The following is a 2,796-nucleotide window of genomic DNA, read 5'->3' on the forward strand; positions in this document are numbered from 1 at the left end:
CCGATCTTTATTTAAAAATGAATGATTATGATGCAGCTATTAATAATATTAAAGAGGCAATGGTTGAAGATTTATCTTCTGGAAAAATTCATAATCTATTGGGAATATATTATGAAAAGCATGGAGATTTTAATAGAGCAAGAAAGCATTATAGAGTTGCTTGTGATTTGGAACCGGATTTTATTGCTCCAATAAAAAACCTTGAAAGATTAGGAACTTTTAGATATATATGTAGTGACAAATATATAGATTATGGAGAAGAAATAAGTTGATAGAAGAAATTTTCACCGAAATATTTTATAATAGAAGAATAAGATAAAATTAGTATGAGGGAAATTTTATGAAACTTAAAACTTATAGAGATGATTTTTTTAGAACTATAATTATTATGATACTAGATATTATTATATCCTTTGTATTTTGGAATATAAACTTAAATGAGGCAACAATAATTTTAGTTTATATTTTGGGAGTACTATTTACATCCAGTATTACAAATGGATATGTTTATGGAATACTTGCGTCCATAATAAGTGTTCTTTCATTTAATTTCTTTTTTACAGAGCCGTACTACACACTAATGGCAGATAGAGCAGATTATCCTATAACATTTTTAATAATGCTAATTACAGCCTTAATTACTAGTACGCTTACATCTAGAGTGAAAAAGGAAGCAGAGTCTTGTAGCTTAAGGGAGAAAACAATAGAAGAATTATATATAAGTAATAAAAAACTTTTAGGTGCAAGAAATAAAAAGCAAGTATTAGATTTTTCTGGTGAAAGTTTGGTGGAAATTTTAAAAAAAGATATTATAATTCTTATAAATGATGGTAATGAAGAACAATATATTTACAGTTTAAAGGATGAGGAATTAAAATATACTTTTTCAAGTTGTTTAGATAAAAAAGCAATAAAATATACTTATGAAATAGGTAAAGTAGTAGGCAAGGGTACACCTTATTATGAGGAACTAAATTCATCTTACTATCCCATAAAAAATGATGAGAAGGTAATAGGTGTAGTAGGTATATATTATGATGATAAATTAACTACAGAAAGTAGTGAAAGTATGGTGTTACAGTCAATATGTGCGCAGCTTGCCCTTGCTATACAAAGAGAAGAATTATATGAAAAAAACCGATTAGTAAATTTAGAAGCTGAAAGTGAAAGACTTAGAGGAAATTTATTAAGATCAATTTCTCATGATTTAAGAACCCCTCTTGCTAGCATATTAGGTTCAGTTTCTACCATAATGGATAATTATGATTTACTTGAAACTAATATTAAAAAAGATTTACTTAAAAATATTTATGATGATACAGTGTGGCTTAGTCAGTCTTTTGAAAATATCCTTAGTATGACTAGGATAGATGAAGGTAGATTAAAAATTAATAAAAACATGGAAGTTTTAGATGAAATAGTTGTGGAGTCCATATCTAAGGTAAAAAAATATTCCAATGATCATGAGATCAAATTGTTTTTACCAGAAGAGATTATTTTAATAGATATTGATGGTTTGCTTATAGAGCAAGTATTAGTAAACTTAATTCAAAATGGTGTTAGATATACACCTAAGGGTTGTGAAATACAAATTATTATTGAAAAAGAAAAAGATAAAGTAATATTTCAGGTTAAAGATAATGGAAATGGAATATTAAAAGAAGATTTGGATAATATTTTTCAAAGATTTTTCACAAAAAATAGAGGTTCGGGAAATGAACAAAGAGGCGTTGGCTTAGGACTAGCAATATGTAAATCCATTGTAGAGGCACATGGAGGGACAATCAAAGTATTTAATAATGAGTTAGGAGGAGCAACTTTTAGCTTTTCCATACCTATAGAAAGAGAGGCATAAATGGAGATAAAACCATTAATTTTAGTCGTGGAAGATGATAATCCCATTAGTAAGTTTATAAAAGTATCGTTGGAAGCTCAAAACTATAAATGTATAGATACAAATTTAGGAAGTAATGCCATATCACTTGTATATTCTGCAAATCCAGATATAATAATTCTTGATTTAGGTTTACCTGATATGGATGGAATAGATGTAATAAAACAAATTAGAGAAAATACAAAGGCAAAAATAATTGTAGTATCAGCAAGAGGCAGAGAAAGAGATAAGGTTGAGGCACTAGATATGGGAGCTGATGATTATTTAACAAAACCTTTTAGCATTTCAGAATTATTGGCTAGAGTTAGAGTAGGTCTGAGAAATGCTTTTACTACCAATAATACTATTGAAGAAAAAACCTTATTTAAACTTAGGGATTTGGAGATAGATTATGAAAAACGAAAAGTGTTTGTAAGAGGAGAAAATATTCACCTTACCCCAATTGAGTATAAAATAATAGTACTTATGAGTAAGTATAGTGGAAGAGTTTTAACTCACAAATTTATAATAAAAGAGATTTGGGGAACATACTTGGAAAATGAAACACAATCCTTAAGGGTTTTTATGGCAAGTATAAGAAGAAAAATTGAAAAAGACCCAGCACAACCAGAATATATAATTACAGAAATGGGAATTGGATATCGTCTAGTTGATGAATAAAAGAAGCTTAAAGGCTTCTTTTTTTTGTGAAATCATTGCTCACATAAAAGTTAAGGTGACCACTCATGGGATTAAAGTGTAGTATTTACGTAGAGCTTAAGCGAAGTAAATTTTTATACTTTTTTAGTAATATAAAGAAAATCTTAACACAATCTTTATATCCTTTATTATATCTTAATACAAAATTTATAACCTCTTTGTTAAAATATACTCATTACAATAACAAAAACAAGGAGATAATG

3 protein-coding genes are annotated in these 2,796 nt (G+C 27.8%); all 3 read left to right on the plus strand.

Going from position 1 to position 2,796, the window contains the following annotated elements:
* The coding region (locus tag NSA58_RS18375; RefSeq protein ID WP_257560809.1) for a tetratricopeptide repeat protein at window positions 1-272 on the plus strand (272 nt) is incomplete at its 5' end.
* Window positions 273-340: 68 nt separating this feature from the next.
* Window positions 341-1,855 (plus strand): DUF4118 domain-containing protein, encoded by a 1,515-nt coding sequence (locus NSA58_RS18380; RefSeq protein ID WP_079764844.1) that lies wholly within the window; start codon window positions 341-343, stop codon window positions 1,853-1,855.
* Window positions 1,856-2,554 carry a response regulator gene (locus tag NSA58_RS18385; RefSeq protein ID WP_039677955.1) on the plus strand — a complete coding sequence of 233 codons (699 nt, stop codon included), beginning with the start codon at window positions 1,856-1,858 and terminating at the stop codon, window positions 2,552-2,554. It begins immediately after the preceding gene.
* The last annotated feature ends 242 nt before the right edge of the window (window positions 2,555-2,796 follow it).

The organism is Terrisporobacter muris (assembly GCF_024621905.1).
Lineage (GTDB): Bacteria > Bacillota > Clostridia > Peptostreptococcales > Peptostreptococcaceae > Terrisporobacter > Terrisporobacter muris.

What these genes read in the sequence shown, in the direction of transcription:
- NSA58_RS18380 (WP_079764844.1), top strand. Translation starts at nt 341, where the DNA reads ATGAAACTTAAAACTTATAGAGATGATTTTTTTAGAACTATAATTATT.
- NSA58_RS18385 (WP_039677955.1), top strand. Translation starts at nt 1,856, where the DNA reads ATGGAGATAAAACCATTAATTTTAGTCGTGGAAGATGATAATCCCATT.